This is a genomic window from Vibrio sp. Evd11 (genome assembly GCF_900382755.1).
In the GTDB taxonomy this organism is placed as follows: domain Bacteria; phylum Pseudomonadota; class Gammaproteobacteria; order Enterobacterales; family Vibrionaceae; genus Vibrio; species Vibrio lentus.
Genome location: NZ_OSDX01000080.1, coordinates 1 through 19,589, shown reverse-complemented (window position 1 = coordinate 19,589; position 19,589 = coordinate 1). Strand labels below are relative to the sequence as shown.

Genomic DNA, 19,589 nt, shown 5'->3' with positions numbered 1-19,589 from the left:
GAAAATATTACTTCACGTCATCCCTTATTCCATAAGGGGTTTTCATGATCTTGCCCTGACCATCGACACTTTCTCATTTAACCCTCTCACCATATTCAGCAAATCTAAAATCCATTAACTCACCCTTTTAAGGTTAGCTCTAGTTCTTATAACGCTCGTTCTAGCTCTTATAAAAGTAGCCTTAATAAGTAGTGGCTGTAAAACCTTTGAGATAAATTGAGACTCAGACTTGCTAATCTAGCTATTTCGGCAAATGATTAAACTAAAAATAATTAATGGCAGTGATGTGATTTGATTTTTATTGCTCATTTGATGTAAACGAACCCTATAAACGAATGGTTTATTTATTTTCAAATGATTAATATTTGGGAGGTAAGCTATGGCCGCTACTCCTCATTATACAAGCGAGTTAGAGTACGAGCTTTGTTATTTTGACGATGGAAGACTAACCACAATTACGATATCCGCTAATAATCGACAGGAAGCGATGACTTGGTATCTTAGCGAAGGAAGACATATCAACGATTTCTATTCGATCAGACCTGATGAATAAACGCTTGATACGTTACTGACTGTGGAACACCCTTTACTGCATTATCACTAGCATGACTTAGCAGTAAAGGGGGACAATCTCGAATTACTTCAGAATTCGGGCGCGGAATTGACGACCCTTCATTTTACCTGATTCGATTTTACCTAATGCTTTCTTAGCCATTGATCTTTCTACAGCAACGTAAGCACGCATCGCGAACAAGTTGATCTTACCTACTGACTTACCATCAATACCGCCTTGGCCTGTCAACGCACCAAGGATATCGCCTGCGCGAAGTTTCGCTTTCTTACCACCATCAATTTGGATGGTTACCATGTTTGAGTAGTACGGCTTAGCAATTGGTTTCGCTGGCAACTGAGACGGTTCGATTGGCATATCCATGTACTCATCAATTTGAGCAACGCGGTGCATCTCTTTTTCGCTAAAGAAGCTGATAGCGACACCTTTGCTTCCTGCACGTCCAGTACGACCGATGCGGTGTACGTGAACTTCAGGATCGCGAGACAACTCAAAGTTGAACACAGCATCTAGGTTATCAACATCAAGACCACGAGCAGCAACATCTGTTGCAACCAAGATAGAGATGGTTTTGTTCGAGAACTGAACCAAAGCTTGGTCGCGCTCACGCTGCTCCATGTCACCATGAAGCTCAATAACGCTGAAACCACGGTGGCTTAGCTCGTCGTTTACGTTCTGTACTTCTTTCTTAGTATTACAGAACACAACCGCTGACTCTGGTTGATGATGAAGAAGCATTAGCTCTAGTGCGTCATCACGAGCTTCAGTACCTTCAACCTTATAAAAGTGTTGCTGGATGCTTGAGTGATCGTGTGTTGATTCAACCTTCACCATTTCAGGGTTATTCATGATGCGGTCTGCAACAGATTTAATCTGTTTAGGGAAAGTTGCACTGAACAATAACGTTTGACGATCTTTTGGTGCTGCCTCAATAACAGCATCTAGTGCATCTTGGAAACCCATTTCCAGCATGCGGTCGGCTTCATCTAACACAAGTGTGTTCAACTCAGACAGGTCAATACGGTCTCTCTCTAGGTGGTCCAGGATACGACCAGGAGTGCCCACAAGAATGTGTGCGCCATGCTCTAATGAACCAATTTGTGGGCCCATTGGCATACCGCCACATAATGTCAGCACTTTAATATTGTGAATACCACGAGCAAGAGTACGGATCTCTTTTGCTACTTGGTCTGCAAGCTCACGAGTCGGACATAACACTAAAGACTGAACACGGAAACGCTTAACGCGTAGGTTTTGCAGCACGCCTAAACCAAAAGCAGCTGTTTTACCTGAACCCGTTTTACCCTGACCGATAACATCCTTGCCATCCAGAATAGTAGGAAGACTTAACGCTTGAATAGGCGTCATTTCAGTATAACCAAGAGAATCTAGCGTATTTAGAAGCTCTGGTTTAAGGGCGATTGAAGAGAATTTTGAAGTGCTCAATGGAAATATCCAACTGGTGAAAAACAGAGTGCATTATGAGTGTTTTTGAAAATTATTCCACCTTAATCACAGTTTTGAAGAAACATGTTAGGCGAACACAAAAAAGCCAGCTTTGTTAGCTGGCTTTTACTTCTATACAAATTGCTTTCTATGGCACACCGTGACCTTTAGATGCAACCCATACGCGGTACCACTGCTCGCGAGTCAGTTCGATTTTCAGTGCATCAACGGCCGTCTTCACGCGCTCAATCTTACCTGAACCAATAATCGCGATCGGATTCGATGGTAAACGACGAACCCAAGCGTAAATCACTTGGTCAATACTGTCTGCACCCACTTCTTGGCGAATTGCCTCTAGCTCATCACGAACGCGAATCGCTTGTGCTGAATCACCACTGAAGATGCTACCGCCACCGAGACAAGACCACGCCATCGGGCGAATACGGTTCATCTGCAGTTGATCTAGCGTGCCATCATGGGCGACTTCGAAGTTCAATGGATTGATTTCAACTTGGTTAGTCACCAGTGGCTTACCTAGCCGTGATTGCAGTAAGTCGAACTGACGCGGTGAAAAGTTAGAAACACCGAAATGCTTAACTTTACCGACCTTATGCAGTTCAGCGAACGCTTCTGCTACTTCATCTGCATCCATCAGTACATCTGGGCGATGAATCAGTAATACATCCAGTTCGGTTACACCCAAGCGCTCTAGAGAATTATTTACTGATTGGTAAATATGGTGCGCGCTGGTGTCATAGTGATTGATCTTACGATCTAGAGTGTGGTCACCACACAAGTTGATGTCGCACTTAGTGACGATTTGGATATCATCACGGAGGCTTGGCTCAAGCGCTAATGCTTCACCAAACAACTTTTCACATTGGTAGTTACCGTAAATATCCGCGTGATCAACAGTTGTGATGCCAAGATCAATGTGCTGCTTAAGGAAAGTCAGGCGTTGTTGCGGGGTCATACCCCATTCTGCTGTACGCCAGTATCCTTGCACCAACTCAGAAAGTTCTGGGCCTTGTGGCGCTACCGTTACTTTTGCAACCATGGGTTGTCTCCTTTATCAATACTGAACGTATCCTAAGCTCGTTTTACCGAAGGCTCAACGTATAACAAATGGCAAAGGTAAACGCTTACTAAAAATGTGAGAGCCACAGAAAAACGAACACTTAAATGAATTATAACTTGCTGTCTGCCCGTCAGCCGTTCTCCTGAAAGGCTTGTTTACTCTGATGAATGATGAAACCATCTATAAATTTGAGCAATTAAAGACAATTTAGTTCAACCGTTAAGTTGTCACCATCACTATGTAACTGAACCCAAGGAGCTAAAGAACTAAAAGAAGATGAGGAAGAACTAGGCACATTCCATACACTCACTTGTTCAGAGGATTGATGTGGTGAGTTGATGAATTCGACGAGTTGTTTATCTACCTTGTCGTAACCAACTCCCTCACGTTTCGCTTGTTCAACTTGAGCGACGACATCAAAATCATCCTCTCCAATGCGAATTGAACTAAGAGCAAAGCCATCTTGACGAAGATATGTCTGAAGCTTTGTGTAACTTAGGTTCGAATATGGCAGATTAAGGCGAACCACTTCGACGCTAGAGTCACCCAACTCCAGTTCAACATAAACATCCAAATCGTAATATTGAGTGAGGTCGCTGCACAATAGAGTGCCTTCGATTTCGCCACAATCCATGAGATCGATATCGTTAATATAGTTTTGCGAACTCGGTTGAGTTGGGCTGCTATTGAATACCGTTCGCAACCACCAGCTTTCACTCGCTTGCACAGAAAACGAAGTGGCATTCAGAGCCAATAACAAAGGTAGGATTAAGGTAGGAAGAGTTCTCATTAATTGTGCTTACTTCGCGCGTTATGAAGCATCCATTATACGTGACCAATCAGCAAACACCCGTTTGGGGCGCAAATTTCAAGCGAAAAATATTGCTCATGGCCAATATTAACAAACTTGATACTAAGCAGAGTTGCATTCTGTTATATCTATCGTCACACAATACATCCAATGAATGTGTCATAATTTTGAAATTACTGATTAATTTACAAGGAACGTCATGACTGCAACTAATTATCTCAACCAACTAAACCAAAAATATCTTGCGACTCATAAAGCGAAAGAAGACTTCTTTTGGGATACTTATATGGGGATCAGTGACGACCATAATGGCTCAACACTCGCGCAGACTCAATGGACTGAATTTCTTAGCTCTGCCGAACAAATTGCGGCTATCGAAACGCAACTAGCTGCTATCGATGACATTCAAGATCCTCAAGAAAAAGAAAGTACATTAACCGGACTGAACGGTTGGTTAGCGACTTTTAGATCTCACGCTATTGAATCTGAACAGTCACAGAAGCTTAAAGCTGATCTCATCAAATTTGAAGCTGAACTGTTTGAGAAAAAACAAAATCATGTAATGACTTACGTGAATGAAGCGAGTGAAGAAACGGAAGGATCATTACCAGTTCTAGGCGCTGCGGTTAGAAGTAACAGTGATGAGAAAGTACGACTTTCTGCTCATCAAGCGCTATTAGGCTTAGAGCAGTGGCTGCTGGCTGACGGCTTCATTGAACTCATCAAAAAACGCAACCAGTTTGCTCAATCGCTGGGTTTCAAAACCTTTTTTGATTATTCCGTCGTTAAAACCGAGCAAATGACAACTGAGCAACTGTTTACAATTCTGGATGACTTTGAAGTTCGCACGCGAGATAGCCATCAACAAAGCCTAGAGAGCTTAACTCAGAAAAAAGGTCAGAGTGCTCTAGAAGCCCATAATTTCACCTACTCTTTTGCTGGTGACGTTATGAATGATCTCGACCCTTATGTACCATTTTCAAAGTCACTAAGACGCTGGATCGAATCTTTTGGTCGCCTCAACATCGAATATTCTCAAGCGACATTAAAATTGGATTTGCTTGATCGCAAAGGTAAGTACCCAAACGGCTTCTGTCATGGCCCTGTCCCTTCTTTCTACGATCAAGACACTTGGGTGGCCGCACAAGTTAACTTCACTAGCAACGCCAAGCCCGATCAAATTGGCAGTGGTTATGATGGCATCAACACGCTATTTCACGAGGGTGGTCATGCGGCACATTTTGCTAACGTTAAAATGAACGCGCCTTGTTTCTCTCAAGAATTTGCACCAACATCGATGGCTTATGCCGAAACTCAATCCATGTTCTGTGACAGCTTATTGAATGACGCCGATTGGCTAAAACAGTACGCGCTAAATGCGGACGGGCAACCTGTGCCAGATGATCTAATTAAAGCCATCATCGACAACAAACAGCCCTTCCGAGCTTACCAAGAGCGCAGCATTCTTGTGGTTCCATATTTCGAGCGAGCACTGTACGAATTAGCTGATGAAGACCTCACGCCTGAAAAAGTCATAGCACTTGCTCGTAGCAGTGAAAAGGCAATTCTTGGATTGGCTTGCAGCCCTCGCCCACTGATGGCGATCCCTCACTTATTGTCTGATGAAGCATCTTGCTCATACCAAGGTTATCTATTGGCTCATATGGCGGTGTATCAAACACGTGCTTATTTCACCGACAAGTTTGGTTACTTAACAGATAACCCTGAGATTGGACCTTTGTTGGCGAAACACTATTGGCATAAAGGCAACAGCGTGAATCATAACGGTACAATCGAAAGCCTGACTGGGGAAGGTTTTAATGCCAAATATCTCGCTGACGAGTGTAACTTATCACCGCAAGAAGCTTGGGCTATTGAAGAGCAAAAGATTAAACAACTGTCGACAAGAAAACGCGCGCCAGTCGCCGATTTGAATGCAAAGATATCGATCGTGGATGGGGCGACAGAGTTGGCGAATAATGATGAATCAAACAACAAGATGTGTGATGAGTTTGAGCAATTTATCGTTGGGCAATACGGCCGATAGCAATAGTCGATAATAACAATAGTCAACAATAACAGTCGATAGATTGTGTTTGAGCCTCTGTAAGCAAGGTTGAACAAAAACTTAAACGGAAAAAGGACGATAATCTATCGTCCTTTTTTATTCAGCTTTGGATCTATACCGTGACACATGTCGAGCGAGTTTCAGTATTAAACTCAACATCAACAGAATCAGCGCTTCTTAGTGATTTTCGATGAATGCCAAATACCTGCCCCGTCAAAACAATATAAAACTTCTCTGTTTTGAGTAATTTCCAAGCTTCATCAAGAGATTCAGCATAAACCTTGTTCTTGAGATCTTGTGGGCGAGTACCTGCAACTCTTCCATGTTTACGTGCCAATTCAAATAGTCCGTTTCGATTCGGTTTACATGTAAACAGAGTATCATTTCCGTAAATAACACCCTTGGCAGTAATGTTCTTAACCATTACATTTCTCCAAATAATAATTCCACTCATAACACTTGAGTGGCATACCACATGTCGATTTGTGGATGCTTAAACTGCATAAAGAAGAGAATATGGCGTAACGACCGGGCAAGCGATTACACCATAGCAATCAAATTCAAAGCTCTTAGAAGTAGTAATAAGCTGCTGCGAATACGTGTGTTTCTTCGTCGTATTGCGCGCTAGTTTCGCCTATACGGTAACCGTCTAGATCTTGCTTGATATCGATACCCATGTCAGCGTTATCAGAGATACGGTACATTGCAGCGATGTTGATGTAAGAAGCGTCGACATCCGCTTGGCCGTCAAGTTCGTTGTTGCTTGATGCGTAGCCCGCTGCGATTGTTAGGTCTTCAGAAACTGTGTAGCCACCTGAAACGTAGTAACCGGTGTTCTTAACAGAGTCACTCTCTTCAATCCAAGAGTTCACACCTAACTTAAGAGCGCCGACTTTCAAGTTACCCGTTACCGTGTAAACTTCGTAATCAGCTTCGTAATCACGGTTTTCGTAACCTGCGTATAGGTTGAACACTTCTTGCTCTAGACCGATGTAACCGTTCACGCCTTTGTCGAAGCCTTCATCGTTGCGAGAGTCTTTCGTTTCGAAGTAAGAGATACCGTAAGCAATGCCGCTTGTTGCACCTTGGAATTTAACAACGTTAAAGCCGTCAGAAGCATCACCAGCAGTCGCACCAAACTCGTAAGTGTTATCGCCAGCACCGTCAACTTTATCTAGCGCTGTATCATTTTCCCAACCGAATGAAGCGATACCGAAACCAGTGTCAAAACCAAGCCAAGCTTTGTCTACGTCCGCTGCTGGGCCAGTATCGATACCGTTTGTCCACTTGTAGTTAGCTGAATCATTCGCTGAAACGTTATTGTCTGTCGTATAGTTCACCATCATGTCAGTTTCGAAGTAACCAACAATACGGTTGTTACGGTAGTTTACGGCAAGAGTAAGACCCGTTGCCCAGTCATCGTAGAACGCTTTAGAACCCGTGTCGTAGTAACCACCAACACCGAAAGAGCCTGATACTGAGAATTGATCTTTGTGCATTGAATCGAATGCAAACATGTCTTCGTTTTGGCTGTTTTGGCTGCTTGTGTTTACAGCGAAAGCTGAAGTTGAAATGCTTGCAATCGCAAGTGCTACTAATGTCTTTTTCATAATAACCACTACCTATATATTTATTTGGGCTTGTTAGTCAGGCCTTTTGGAGTGGTGCTATTGTTCAAAAAATCGAGTCGTTGATATACCGTAAAACTACTGAAATTTTATAACTAATGTGAATTTATTAGATGTTGATATTGGACTTAATTTTGGTTCCAGCGTCACATTGAAAAACGAAAACCGAGAGTGAAGCCGATATCAGTGCTGTTATCCATATTTCGGATATTTTCAACCATTAACGCTTCGACTGCGAGTTGATTAAAGCAATAGCGATAGCCCAAAACTATCTCATTGGAAGGTTCAGAAAAATCAGGTTCGTTGGTCGCCCACCCTTGATAATTAAGAGATTCAATCAGTAAGCTATGACGTTGATTCAACCGATACTCGTACCCTATCGCCCAACTTGCGCTAAGGTTTTCAATAGTTGAGGTTTCAAGGTTTGAGCTCTCAAGGCTTAGGTTGTCCGAGCTAGCTTGAGAATCATCGCTGTTTCGATGCACAAGTCCAATCGTTGAAAAAATACTGTGTCTTGAAGTTATATAGCTGTAGTTAATCTGAACGCCTTGCTCAAAACTTGTTCTCGCAAATTGCCCACTTCTGACGTTGTTATAAAACAAAGAGCCACCGGCAGAGAGCGACGTCGCCCCTCTAGAATAAAGTAGCAGCTCATTGTAGAACGTCAGCGCGTTGGTTAAGTCATCCCCCTCAAAGTCAGACAAATAGATACCTGCATTGTGAAAGCCCATGGTGAACTGATCTTCCGCTACTTGGTCACGACCATTCTGACCGATGCCAAAAAGATCATGAAAGCCCATAACAAAACTGTCCAGCCCATTGTCTTTTGCAGTTAATATTCGGTAATCCACCTCTGTTTTCCAGATAGGTGAAGCTTGCCATTGAACCGCAATATGGGATTGATTTTGATAATAATCGAGAGCGTAAGCGTCCGTGTGTGCCCATATACTGGCCTGCGTATAAGAAGACTTGAATTCAACGGTTCCAACTCTTTTCGGTTCAGCAGAGCGAAGCTGTGTGGAAAGTACATTTGAATGGATTGGAGACTGCGCATACACAAACATTGGAGATGCGTTAGCACTTGTCGTGGGATGAAAACAGGTCAACATCGAGACTGCAATGCTCAGTAACGCTCTTAAACTTTTCACTGTGTTTTTCTCGGCTATATAAATGCCCGATTCTATTAAAAAACACCGTTTAATTAATGCAGTAAATCTACCGATTATCACTCTAGCATCTAGACTAACGAGTTATAAAAAATCGAAGTTTTGAACAACTATTAATGAAACAATCAACCTCTCTTATTAATAGCAACCCTAAGAATTTTCAAACAACTTGGTCTGAAGCAAGCTGCTCGATGCCTTCAGCAGCTACATGCTACATATTTGAAACTGCTATATATTTGAAATTGCTATATATTCAAAGCTTCGATTTTTCTGAGGCTAGATGGTTACTCCACTATATATGCCTTAAGCTCAATAACACCAGCTACTCATTGCCTTCACTCAACGCAAATCTAATCTCGTCAGAAGAGAAACCCTTGCGACTTAACATTGCGTACGCCTTTGAGCGCTCTTTGTGATCGTTGAGATCATAAGATTTCTTCTGAAGCTGCTCTAAGCACGAAGAGTAAAAGTCTAACTGCTCTTCGTTGACTAACCTATCGATGAGCGATGACAGTTCGCTGGTGTCGATTTGTCGCTGTCTAAGCTCTTGCCGAATGGCAGTCAAGCCTTTGCCTTTACGAGCATACTTAAGCACCTCTTTTTCCAAGTCGGCTTTCTCGGCCTTAATTTGAATATTACTCTTCAGTTCATGCGCTTGTGGGTGCTGATCAATCGCTACCTTAACTTGTTGATAGCTAAAGCCACGCTTTTTCAGCGTCGCAACCAGCTTTTCACGGCTCATGGTAAAGCTTGAGTAGTAGTGGTTGATTCGGTCTATCAGGATGGTCTGTTCATCAATAGACTTTTCGAAAGACACTTTATGGATTGCATCAGAAATCACTGAATCCGTCAGGCCTTTCTTTTTCAATTTTTCAACAATATACCGAGAACCAAATTCACCTGAGAACGCTTGTTCTACGAATTGTTCAGCAAACACTTGGTCAGACTTGAGATACCCAAAGCCCTTCAAAGTATTCAACGTTTCATCGATCCATGCTTGATTGTCGGTTTTCACTTTGAGCTTCGCTACCAACTCACTTTCCGTCATATCTCTCTGAGTTAAATGCCACATCGCAGAGTTCATAACACTTTCAATTCGCGTCGCTTTTCTTACCGTTGTATTTCTACCATTCGTTTTTTGCTGTGAATCATCCATTCGCTTTCAACTGTCCAGATTGAGCCTACCCCATCATAACTTAATTCTAAGGTGGTTGAGTTACCTAAAAGAGTGAAGCTCAATATAAACTGACAGCCAATAAAAATGGACGCTTATTCAGCGTCCATTTAATTTCGCATTAAGAAAAAATCGACCTTAAGCCGTAGTTAATTCTTTTTGGATTAGCTCTCTTCGTGATTGTAAACATGTACATCACGTTGAGGGAATGGAATCGTGATGCCTTCTTCATCGAAGCGTTTCTTCACGGTTTCCGTCACATCCCAATACACTTCCCAGTAATCGTCGGTCTTAACCCAAGGTCTTACAACAAAATCAACTGAAGACGTATTCAAGGTGTGAAGCTTGATCATATGCTCTGGTTTTTTCAACACTAGAGGGTGAGCAAGAATGATGTCGTTCAATACCGATTTTGCTTTATCGATATCATCTGAGTAACCGATACCAAAAACCATATCAACACGTCTCACACGCTCTGCTGTGATGTTGTTGATCACGTCACCCCAGATCTTGTTGTTTGGGATCACCAAGCGTTGGTTATCGATGGTTTGAATGGTTGTCGACACTAAGCTCATGTCTTTTACTTTGCCTTGCACGCCAGCGACTTTAACCATATCTCCCACATCATATGGGCGGTAGATCAAGATCATCAAGCCCGATGCAAAGTTAGACAGCGTATCTTGCAATGCAAAACCAATGATGACACCCGCCACACCGAAACCAGTTAATAACGGAGCTAACTCGATCCCGATTTGAGACAGGGCGATCAGCAAACCAACAAACACGACCGCTTTGGATGCAATTGATACAAAGAAGTCCTGCATCAATACACTGAAGTCCATTTTAGAGTGCGAGACACTCTTACGAACGGTCTTGCGAGCGACGTTAGCAATAAGGCGAGTTATATACAAAATACCGAGAAACAGAGCGAGTTTAACGATAAAAGAAGGGGTATTTTCGAAAGCCCATGAGCTGAACGAACGTAACCAACCATCGAGCAGTTCAAGTGCGACATCAACATCCAACACGTCAGCGTTGATATCACCCGTCGTTGCCAAAAGCACACGCTTATAAGAGGTCACATCCACGCCATACGGTTCCATTAACGTGATGGTCTCTTCTAAGCTCGCCACCATAACACTGGTTCGCTCGCTGAATCGTTCAAGCTCCTTTTTAATGACCGTTTTCTCTTCTTCACTGACGAAAGACAGGCGCGCTTCGAGATCTTGTCGCTGTGTGTCGGTGTAAAGAATGGCATTAGTCAGATATTTAGAACGACCAACAAGTGCCGTTTTAAGTTCACCTTCCGGTACAGCTACATCCACACCGCGCTCTTTCGACCAATCTAGTGTCTTAGCAAGCTGCTGATAATAGACATCCATCATCCCGATTCGTTTTTGAATGCGTAACTCAAGACGTTTTTTAACATCACCTTCAGCCGAACGGTTTTCTTTGCTCATTGAGATGATTTTAACTTCATTCAATGACAGCAATTTTTGTAAGAGTTCAACCTGCTGAGCAAGAGTGACATCAAGCCCCTCTTTTTTATCTGACGACAGCTGTGAAAAGATCTCTTCGCGTAAGGCTTGGTTCTTACGCCTTAATATATCTTCAAGAAAGGGTTTTTCAGCATCGTGCGCCGTTTCTAGTGTTGCCAGATCGAGCATTAACTGATCTTGTGCTACTGCTATTTTTTCCACGCTTTGCGCAAAACTTCCGAATGCGACAAACGCCAACATTAAAAATAGACAACGCCAAACCTTCATCATATTAATTCCTATTAATGTCTAAATTGACCCTCTAAATAGTAGTAAAAAGAATATGGATAACAAGCACTTAAACGTATGTTATGTTAAAAAATCGCAAAATATCAGCTCGTATCTAATATTTGAGAGTTCCAATCCCCTCTTATGACCTGTAAAGTACGCAACCAACAAAGAACAACGACCAATACTTCTTCTCAGGCGCATGTACTAAAACGCCTAAAATCCGATGTTGGCACACAGCAAGAGAGCATAAAATGAACAACGAACTTGATATTATTGAGACGCTAGAAGAGCTAGAACAATTCCTAATTTCAGTGGAAGCGGGTGGCTTAGGTCTTGAAGGCGTTGAAGGCGTAGGTATGGCAACCAATAACTCTGATGGTCGTCATTTCGTTGCAGTATTCAACAGCAGTCACAAGGTTTTACTTGCTCGCTGGATCACTAAAGAAGTATTCGAAAATGGTAAAGACTTAGTTCGCAACGGCCCTCGTCGTACTCACTAAGTAAACCGAGCAAAGCCTTTGAGTTTCGGGCACTAAGCTCTGATGGAAAAAGCCCAATTCAGTTTCTAACGAGCAATTGGGCTTTTTTGTGTCTGCTATTTACTTAATCTTTTTCAAAGAGAACCAAGCTGCCCCTCATATATGCGCAACAGACGCGCTTAAAAGCGTTACTTTGAAAAAAGTATCTGGCTAAAAAAAGTGACCTTGGCTAGAAACACTCACCTTTGTTAGAAACAAGTCCCTTAGTTAGAAAACGATTATCTTGATTAGAAAACGACTACTTTGATGATAAATACAATCACGTTGATGAGAAAAGCAGCGGTCAGAGAAAAAGAACAAATTATTATGAACTTAAGCTGATGCTTGATGCCTCACTCGCTAGGTTTGGCATTTATGCATCCCTTTTGCTTTGACAATTATATGACTTGTAGCTCAGAGCAAAGTTATCTAAGCTAGCCGCAATTCTGCAAGCTCGCTTGAGCTATTAACTATTAACTGATTCGAATACTGACTGATTTGCTGAATACACCATTACTTTTCTTATCTAAACAGAACCGCCGACAAAAGCATTCGCTTTGGGCGCTGTTCCTTACCGGACTGGTTATCGTAACCTGTCTGGCGAGTACGCTGTCTGCAATCAAAGTAACCACTTCAGCTTCCTTAATTGGACAGTCAATACTTGTCGGCGCAGAAACTAGCCACCCACAAGCAATCGTCGCATCTTTCGATAAAATGTCTGAGCTCTATGCCAGCGTTTTTGGTTCAGAAGCGTCTAAAACTCTGTCAGCGCCAAACTCTAGCGCGTGCAGCCTAAGCTCAAAAATGCTCACCTTCGCGACACCTAAAACAGGTTGGCTGATTCCTTTTATCCTGTTTATTGCTGTTGCGTACAGCCTATCACCGCACATATCGAGATTGTCTAGAGATAACCATCGCTCTTCTCGACCTACAAAACACCGCTTACATCTAAAGCACTGTATATTTAGAGAGTAAATAACCGGGCTACTACACCCTTTTATTTATTTTTTGGAGATACATTTGTGTACAACACACTACTAACTAAGTTTGTCGATTCGTTGGCATTCTGCATGCGTACATGCGCGAAAACGCTAGTCACTGCCTTTTTGGTTATGACGTCATTTACTGCTTTGGCACAGACGACGGGCTGGCTCAGCGTGCCTGAACATCCACCAGTCAAGATGCGAATGATGTCGACGGGGGAACAATCGGACGACGGCTCTAAGATTCAAACGGTGCTTGATGTCGTTCTCGATGGCGATTGGAAAACCTATTGGCGTAGCCCCGGCGAAGGTGGTATCCCGCCAAGTTGGGACTGGTCTGGTTCAACAAACATAGAGTCGGTAGAGTGGCATTGGCCGATCCCTAAGTACTACGAACAACTCGACGTGATGACGTTAGGCTACAAAAAGCACGTCAGCTTTCCCGTTACGTTGACACTGAAAGACAACACGAAGCCAGCACTGTTCAAGGCGTCGTTCACCTTTCCGTCGTGTACCAATATCTGTGTGTTAACCGATTACGACATCGAACTGCCGATTGATCCGCAAACATTAGAGCTCGATGAAGAAGCGATGTTCTTGTTCAATCAAGGCATGAGCCAATCTCCACGAGAAGCTAACCGCACTTCAGTGAACGGCCTGTTCTGGGATAAAAGCAAACAACAACTGGTGACTCAGCTAACAAGTAAGGAAGGCTGGGATAAACCGATGGTATTGATTGATGGACAAGAAGTGCTTGATGACTTCTTCTCTCCACCAACCGTCCACATCACAGACAATACAATGACCGCAGTATTCGATGTGAGTAACTGGATCGGCGAGGTCGACTTAACGGATCGCACAGTGAGTATTACCGTTTCAGATACTAACTTTGCTGAAGAGATGACCGCGCAAGTTGGGTCAGACCCGATAGCTTACCAAACAAGCAACAACAGCTTTCTAGTCATGCTTGGCTTTGCGTTAGTGGGCGGTTTAATTCTCAACATCATGCCGTGTGTTCTACCCGTATTAGGGATGAAGCTAAACAGCATCATTCAGAACCAAGGTGCTTCAAATCGCCACATCCGACTTTCATTCCTAGCGTCTGCTGCCGGTGTTATCACTTCGTTTGCACTGTTAGCGCTAGGCATGACCGTTCTAAAAATGGGTGGTAATGCGATTGGTTGGGGAATCCAGTTCCAAAATGTTTGGTTCATCGGGTTCATGCTGATCATTACCCTACTGTTCTCAGTTAACCTGCTCGGTCTATTCGAATTCAGACTTCCGTCAGGCTTAAACACTTGGATGGCAACCAAAGGCGACGACTCACATTCAGGTCACTTCATCCAAGGCATGTTTGCGACACTATTGGCGACGCCTTGCAGTGCTCCATTTCTAGGAACCGCAGTGGCTTATGCGCTTGGAGCAAGTTACCAAGAATTGTGGGCTATCTTTATCGCACTCGGCATTGGTATGAGCGCACCTTGGTTGATCTTCGCGTTATTCCCAAGCCTAACTAAATTGCTGCCAAAACCGGGCGCGTGGATGTTCAAAGTTAAGTTGCTATTCGGCTTAATGATGTTCATCACCAGTCTGTGGTTAACAAGCCTACTGAACCCATTCATTGGCAAGTTCCCAACCATCTTGTTGTCACTGTTTATCGTCGTTTCAGTGTTAATTTGGATTGGCATGAAATTAGGGCGCAAGGTACTGATTCCTATCATGGCAACCACAACCTTGGTATTTGGTGCTGCATTGATCGTCGGTAGTGTTACTGCTGATAACTGGGCAACGCCAATTGTCGATAACCTTGATTGGCAGAAACTGGATGCGAAACAAATCCCTCAGTTGGTCGAAGAAGGAAAAACCGTCTTTGTCGACGTGACTGCTGAATGGTGTATCACCTGTAAAGCCAACAAAATTGGCGTCATTCTTCAAGATCCTGTCTACAGCCACCTGCAACAAGAAGACATTGTTTTGATGAAAGGCGATTGGACAACACCAAGTGAAAGCGTCACTCAATACTTACAAAGTAATGGGCGATTTGGTGTGCCATTTAATATCGTTTATGGCCCGAGCTACAAAAATGGTATTCCATTGCCCGTGATTCTAGACAGTGACACTGTTATTCAAGCCATCGACGCTGCGAGATAATTGATGAAGACGCCCAACAATGAACAAAAGCCTAGCTCTGCTGAAGATAACGCTGTAAAGGCTGAAACCAAAAAGCCAAGCCGTCTTAAGAAGTGGGGGAAGGAACTCGTTTCAATGATACTGATCGTTGGCGTGGTTTCGTTTGCCATGGATTTTTACCACAGCAGAAGCATGCCTCAAGGAGACGCGATTCCAATCGTGGGTCAGTCGATCCAAGGTGAGGATATTGATGTTATCGAGCTAAGCAAAAACGGTAAGCCCGTTATTGTCTATTTTTGGGCGACTTGGTGTAGCGCATGCAAATTGGTGAGCCCGACGGTTAATAGCTTCAGCGACTCCCATCAAGTAGTTTCTGTCGCACTTTCATCTGGCCCTGACGAACGTGTTCAGCGCTTCTTAGACGCCAAAGAGTATGACTTCCCTGTTATCAATGATCTCTCTGGATCGATCAGCAGAAGTTGGGGAGTCAATGTCACGCCAAGTATTGTCATCATCAAAGATGGAAAGATCAGCAGTATCGCAACCGGCGTTACTTCCCCTATCGGCCTGTGGTTAAGAACCTACTTTGCATAACTCGCTCACTAAGAAAAACAGAGCAGAGCAAATGAACCGATTAAAGCCAATTTAACAAACAATAATACCGTGAGCGCGACCCAAAACGTGCTCACGATTATCAAGAATTAGAGAATAAACAACATGAAAAAGCATCTGATTAGCACACTGATTTTAGGCTCACTAATGAGTACAAGTGCCTTCGCTGAGTTAAGCACAGAACAAACCCAGCAACTCGAAGAAATTAACCAGTTCCTGAAGGAGAACCCTTCTACGATTTCAGGGCTGCATACCAGTTTAGAGCAGTATGTAGCAGGCCAAGCGCAAGCAAAGAAAGCTCAAGCTGAGAGTCACGACTGGTTATATAACAATGACACTCACCCAATCACGGGCAACCCTGACGGAAAATCAGTCATCGTTAACTTCACTGACTACAACTGCCCTTTCTGTAAACGCTTAGAGAAAGGCTTAGTGAAATTAGCTTCTGAAAATAGTGATATCAAAATCATCAATGTGTACTTGTCATTTAAGCAGCAGCAAGTCGATGGCCTTGATACCAATGCAGCTCTATACGCGATGAAAGTATGGAAAGATAATCCAGAAGCCTTCCCTGAAGTCAACAGACTGCTGATGGCAAAAAGTGGTAGCCACACAAAATCTTCACTACAAGCTGTGGCGAAGAAAACAGGAACAGAAGCCCAGTTGGACACTACAGGTGAACAAAAGAACACGCTAATGACCAACCATCAAACCTTTAGCGCTCTGGGTTTAACAGGCACGCCAACAATGATGATGAATGATCAGGTTCTACCGGGCTATGTACCTTACGATCGACTAAAAGACATCGTGGATGATGCTTTTTAATCAAGTTTAGATAGAAATAAAGATTCGAAAGAGAAGAGAATAAAAAGCCGACTAGCATAACTCGCAGTCGGCTTTTTCATGAACCTAAGATGATGTTTTCCGATATTATTTTTGAAACAAAAAAGCAGTCGAAGTGTCACCATCTCGCAATGGGTTCTTAATTTATTCTCGTTACTCTAAGAGCAGTTATGTCGAAGAGTCCAAAGACGTGTTAACTCTAGACAACTGTCCTTTGACCGAGCTCTGCTCGGTCTTTTTTTACCCACTTCAAATGACGGTAAGTTTACTGATCCAGCAACTTTCTAACTTAGGCTTAGCTCAATAAGCGGCAAACAAGCGCCCCCGGCTCCCTTAATGCATCCACATTATAGCTAAGGACACGCCCTGCAGACGGTGCGTGATAGCGACGGCATTCATTACCAAATGCATCATATTGAATGGCTAACAACTCACCTTGTTCTACGCTTTGTAGGAGTTCAACCTGAGGTAGAACAAAACCACCGATATCGGCACGAATAGACACAACATTGTTGCCTTCAATCCAATCTGGATCGGGAAGTTGCTTAGGCTCTGTTATTTGCTCACCGACAGCCTCGGACATCTCATAGTAAGACAACATATTAAACACTCCGTCGACCGCCCTTTGAATCATATCAGGCTGAGTAAATTTCCCCATTCCCACTTCGACCGTGATGCTTGGGATACCACTTCGGTTCCATACTGTTTCTAAGATACCTGGGTCGCCGGGATCATTGAGCACGCAATCGGGTTGCATTAATCTCGCCATCTCCAAGCATTGATCAATCCGGTAATCAGCAAAAACATAGAGAGGATAAACCGCGCCGCGCGTTTGGGTATGAAGATCAACCGCGAACGTTGCATTGTGCTTGAGTAAGCGCTCCCATAATGAAGCCACAAAACGCTCAGCGGCTAAACCATGTGAATCACCAGGGAAAAGTCGATTGAGATTAGCCGGACATGAACCCGGATCAGAAGAGATAAAATCGCGGCTATGATTTAACAGACCAGACAAGTTGACCGTAGGCACAATAGTCACAGTGCCAGTTAAGTTCTTGCCAACGAGATCTCTGATAATTTGTTGAGCAGCCAACACACCATTCAACTCATCACCATGAATACCGGCGGTGATCATCAACTTTGGCCCATCTTGGCTTCCTTTAAAAACAGATACTGGCATATTTTTCGGTTGCCCTAGCCCATCGCTGGTCACTTGGAACCAAAACTGGTGTTCCCCAGTGGGTAGGTCGTCCACATTCAAGGAGCCAATAACCTGTCTACCTTGTAAAACATCACCTAAGTACTCTGTTTTCATGAAACCTCTCCGTCCTGTTGAGCAGAATCTATTCGCTTTGAAGTTTTTGCATCATAGAGGATATAACCACCAGCACAAACTGTTATTCGGCGACAAGAGTTCACCATTTACCTTCATTGCTGTTCAACTACCGCGAACAAACCGCTAATCAAAACTTAAACGGACCAATAGAAAAGCGCCTGAACTTGTATAACTATTCACTAATTACTCAATCCATTGAAATAAAAGTGCAATAAAATCAACACTTAAAAAGTTCCCTATTCACGAAAATGTAATTTTATAGAAATGAAAGCTTAATTTATCTGCTCTAAATTAGCTTCATATCGAAACGGAGAGCACATTGCTCACGGATTTTAAAATACAAGGTAAGTGATTATGAAAAAGGCAGTTCTAGCTTCTGCAGTGGTAGCGGCACTAGTTTCAGGTTCTTCTCTAGCAGCAACAGTTTACAGCTCTGATGGTACTGAGCTTAAGATTGGTGGTCGTGCAGAATTCCGTGGTGATTTCATTGGTTCAGGCGGTAAAGAAATCGACGGAACCATGAAAAATAAAAGCCGTGTGCGTTTAAATGTTGGCGGTACTACTGAAATCACTAGCGATTTATCTGGTTTCGGTTTCTACGAAGCAGAACAAGGCGTAAATTCTTCAGCGGATAACGATGAAACTGATAACTTTAAACAACGCTATATGTACGCAGGCCTTGAAGGTAACTTTGGTGCTGTTTCGGTAGGTCGTCAAGATACAGCCGCTGCTCAAATCTCAGAAATGTCGGATGTTACTATCTACTCAGGTGATCAAAAAGCCTTCATTAACGCGGGCAACGAGCAGATTAACAACACATTCGTGTACGCTTACGATGCTGATGCTCTTTCGTTGAAGGCAAGTTTAATTGCTGGCGAAGATAAAGACACAGACGGTTACGGTATCTCTGGTATCTACACATTGCCTATGGGCTTAGGTTTTGGTCTTGGTTACTCAGGTAATGACAATGGTGCGGGTAATGGCTCTGCAACCGCTGTAATTGCTGGTATCAACTACAAAATGGATGCTCTATACCTAGGTGCAACCTACACAATGGGTGACCTAGACGACAAAGCTAAGACTGAGTTCTCTGGTGTAGAAGTTGCGGCTAAGTACAAACTAACCGATCAATTTGAATTGGCTGCTTTGTACCAAAAACAAGAAAAAGACGCGACACAGAACATCACTGTAGATACAGCTGATTTCTTCGAGTTAACGGGTACATACAAGTTCAACAAGTCTATCCGTACTTACGTTGCTTACCAATTAAACAACCTAGACGATGTAAAAGTTGCGGGTCTAGAGACACAAAGCGAAGATTCTCTTCGTCTAGGTCTACGCTACGACTTCTAATCTAAATCGGCTTTAGATACAGACTAAAAGGTTGGGCAATAGCTCTAATGCCGTTCACTTAAGAGTGACGGCATTTTTGTTCTTAGCATACCGTTGTGGTCTG

The 19,589-nt window shown here is 43.2% G+C and carries 17 protein-coding genes; 8 read left to right on the top strand and 9 right to left on the bottom strand.

Features of this window, described 5'->3' with window-relative positions:
* The first annotated feature begins 379 nt into the window (after positions 1-379).
* The gene (locus ED652_RS21450) at positions 380-553 is read left to right on the top strand and encodes a hypothetical protein (RefSeq protein WP_017077429.1); all 174 of its coding nucleotides are present in this window, start codon (positions 380-382) and stop codon (positions 551-553) included.
* Between the two features lie 84 nt (positions 554-637).
* Here ED652_RS21450 and dbpA read toward each other — a convergent pair whose 3' ends face one another.
* The 3 genes from dbpA to ED652_RS21435 all read right to left on the bottom strand — a co-directional run bounded on the left by dbpA (position 638) and on the right by ED652_RS21435 (position 3,885).
* Positions 638-2,017: an ATP-dependent RNA helicase DbpA gene (dbpA, locus tag ED652_RS21445; protein ID WP_009844770.1), complete on the bottom strand. Its 1,380-nt coding sequence runs from the start codon at positions 2,015-2,017 to the stop codon at positions 638-640.
* Positions 2,018-2,165: 148 nt separating this feature from the next.
* Positions 2,166-3,074 carry an aldo/keto reductase family oxidoreductase gene (locus tag ED652_RS21440; protein ID WP_122056102.1) on the bottom strand — a complete coding sequence of 303 codons (909 nt, stop codon included), beginning with the start codon at positions 3,072-3,074 and terminating at the stop codon, positions 2,166-2,168.
* Between the two features lie 217 nt (positions 3,075-3,291).
* Positions 3,292-3,885, bottom strand: a complete 594-nt coding sequence (locus ED652_RS21435; RefSeq protein WP_122056101.1) for a hypothetical protein — start codon at positions 3,883-3,885, stop codon at positions 3,292-3,294.
* Between the two features lie 220 nt (positions 3,886-4,105).
* Here ED652_RS21435 and ED652_RS21430 point away from each other — a divergent pair, with 220 nt between their 5' ends.
* The gene (locus ED652_RS21430) at positions 4,106-5,953 is read left to right on the top strand and encodes a M3 family metallopeptidase (protein WP_122056100.1); all 1,848 of its coding nucleotides are present in this window, start codon (positions 4,106-4,108) and stop codon (positions 5,951-5,953) included.
* 133 nt (positions 5,954-6,086) lie between these two features.
* Here the strand turns inward: ED652_RS21430 and ED652_RS21425 are convergent, their stop codons facing one another.
* The 5 genes from ED652_RS21425 to ED652_RS21400 all read right to left on the bottom strand — a co-directional run bounded on the left by ED652_RS21425 (position 6,087) and on the right by ED652_RS21400 (position 11,711).
* A complete protein-coding gene (locus ED652_RS21425) occupies positions 6,087-6,398 on the bottom strand; it encodes a hypothetical protein (RefSeq protein ID WP_029223302.1) in 312 nt (103 codons plus the stop codon).
* 145 nt (positions 6,399-6,543) lie between these two features.
* Positions 6,544-7,584, bottom strand: coding sequence for a porin (locus tag ED652_RS21420; protein WP_122056099.1), 1,041 nt, complete (start codon positions 7,582-7,584; stop codon positions 6,544-6,546).
* A 164-nt stretch (positions 7,585-7,748) separates the two neighbouring features.
* The gene (locus tag ED652_RS21415) at positions 7,749-8,711 is read right to left on the bottom strand and encodes a DUF3187 family protein (protein WP_122056098.1); all 963 of its coding nucleotides are present in this window, start codon (positions 8,709-8,711) and stop codon (positions 7,749-7,751) included.
* Positions 8,712-9,090: 379 nt separating this feature from the next.
* Positions 9,091-9,924: a regulatory protein RecX gene (locus tag ED652_RS21405; RefSeq protein WP_122056096.1), complete on the bottom strand. Its 834-nt coding sequence runs from the start codon at positions 9,922-9,924 to the stop codon at positions 9,091-9,093.
* 182 nt (positions 9,925-10,106) lie between these two features.
* Entirely contained in the window at positions 10,107-11,711 is a 1,605-nt protein-coding gene (locus ED652_RS21400) for a mechanosensitive ion channel family protein (RefSeq protein ID WP_122056095.1), read from the bottom strand.
* Positions 11,712-11,962: 251 nt separating this feature from the next.
* Between ED652_RS21400 and ED652_RS21395 the strand changes: the two genes are divergently transcribed.
* The 5 genes from ED652_RS21395 to ED652_RS21380 all read left to right on the top strand — a co-directional run bounded on the left by ED652_RS21395 (position 11,963) and on the right by ED652_RS21380 (position 16,779).
* Positions 11,963-12,211, top strand: a complete 249-nt coding sequence (locus tag ED652_RS21395) for a hypothetical protein (RefSeq protein ID WP_017105653.1) — start codon at positions 11,963-11,965, stop codon at positions 12,209-12,211.
* Positions 12,212-12,727: 516 nt separating this feature from the next.
* Positions 12,728-13,204: a hypothetical protein gene (locus ED652_RS23835; protein ID WP_162929973.1), complete on the top strand. Its 477-nt coding sequence runs from the start codon at positions 12,728-12,730 to the stop codon at positions 13,202-13,204.
* A 95-nt stretch (positions 13,205-13,299) separates the two neighbouring features.
* On the top strand, positions 13,300-15,363 hold the full coding sequence (locus ED652_RS21390) for a protein-disulfide reductase DsbD (protein ID WP_122056103.1): 2,064 nt from the start codon (positions 13,300-13,302) through the stop codon (positions 15,361-15,363).
* A 3-nt stretch (positions 15,364-15,366) separates the two neighbouring features.
* Complete coding sequence (locus tag ED652_RS21385; RefSeq protein ID WP_065111404.1) at positions 15,367-15,936, top strand: protein disulfide oxidoreductase; 570 nt, start codon at positions 15,367-15,369, stop codon at positions 15,934-15,936.
* 123 nt (positions 15,937-16,059) lie between these two features.
* Positions 16,060-16,779, top strand: coding sequence for a DsbA family protein (locus tag ED652_RS21380; RefSeq protein ID WP_065111405.1), 720 nt, complete (start codon positions 16,060-16,062; stop codon positions 16,777-16,779).
* Positions 16,780-17,092: 313 nt separating this feature from the next.
* Here the strand turns inward: ED652_RS21380 and ED652_RS21370 are convergent, their stop codons facing one another.
* Entirely contained in the window at positions 17,093-18,112 is a 1,020-nt protein-coding gene (locus tag ED652_RS21370) for a succinylglutamate desuccinylase/aspartoacylase family protein (protein ID WP_122056093.1), read from the bottom strand.
* Positions 18,113-18,487: 375 nt separating this feature from the next.
* Here ED652_RS21370 and ED652_RS21365 point away from each other — a divergent pair, with 375 nt between their 5' ends.
* A complete protein-coding gene (locus ED652_RS21365; protein ID WP_004731820.1) occupies positions 18,488-19,486 on the top strand; it encodes a porin in 999 nt (332 codons plus the stop codon).
* Positions 19,487-19,589 lie beyond the last annotated feature (103 nt).